The sequence below is a fragment of the Oleiphilus sp. HI0061 genome (assembly GCF_001635675.1).
In genome coordinates this window covers 1-864 of the sequence record NZ_LWFE01000085.1, presented here as the reverse complement: position 1 = coordinate 864, position 864 = coordinate 1, and the positions used below count along the sequence as shown (strand labels likewise).

At 46.2% G+C, this 864-nt stretch carries 2 protein-coding genes; both read left to right on the top strand.

What is annotated here, in order from left to right; all coding sequences use genetic code 11:
* Positions 1-498 (top strand): MotA/TolQ/ExbB proton channel family protein (locus A3735_RS01040; RefSeq protein ID WP_197485565.1); only part of this gene is annotated, 498 nt, incomplete at its 5' end.
* A gap of 60 nt (positions 499-558) precedes the next feature.
* Positions 559-864: flagellar motor protein MotB (locus A3735_RS01035; protein ID WP_304439952.1), on the top strand; the 306-nt coding region annotated here is incomplete at its 3' end.

Here is an 864-nt window from a genome sequence, read left to right as displayed (position 1 = left end):
CGAAAAGGTGGTTTGCTATCGCTTGAAGGGAAGGAGATAAATAATGACTTTCTAGCGCGTGGTATTGCTCTCTTAATCGACGGCCATGATGAAGACGTTGTTAAAACAGTTCTGACGAAAGATAAGAATATGGCCGTTGCGCGGCATAAGGCAGGCGCAAGTGTTTGGTCTGCTCTAGGAGACCTGGGGCCGGCGATGGGAATGATTGGTACCTTGATCGGTTTGGTTGCGATGCTGTCCAACATGGATGACCCGAAGTCCATTGGTCCTGCGATGGCGTTAGCTCTATTGACCACGCTATATGGAGCGATGCTTGCAAATATGGTTGCTATCCCTTTTGCTGACAAACTGACTCTTAGAATGGAAGAGGAAGAGTTGATCAAGTCCATGTCAATCGATGCCGTTTTGGCGATTCAGGCTGGTCAAAACCCACGTGTTATTGAAGCTATGTTGAGAACCTACTTGTCTGAAGGCAAGCGAGAAACAGGTGAAGAATAGTTCTGGTTTATTAAGCAGCCTGTATGTTTTTAGTTTGATCTCTGAGGTAACAACTCGACAATGAGTGATGAAGAAGAAAAAGATTGCGATTGCGTCCCCGGGCTCCCCGCATGGATGGGGACTTTTGCGGATCTTATGTCCCTCCTTATGTGCTTCTTTGTTCTGCTATTATCGTTCGCAGAAATAGATGTACTCAAATTTAAGCGTTTAGCTGGTTCAATGCGTAATGCCTTTGGTGTTCAGAATCAGGTTGATGTTACGTCGATCCCGAAAGGAACCAGTATTATTGCTCAAGAGTTCTCTCCGGGAAAACCAGACCCCACACCTTTGCAAGTGGTGATGCAGCAAACGACTGACTCAGATCAC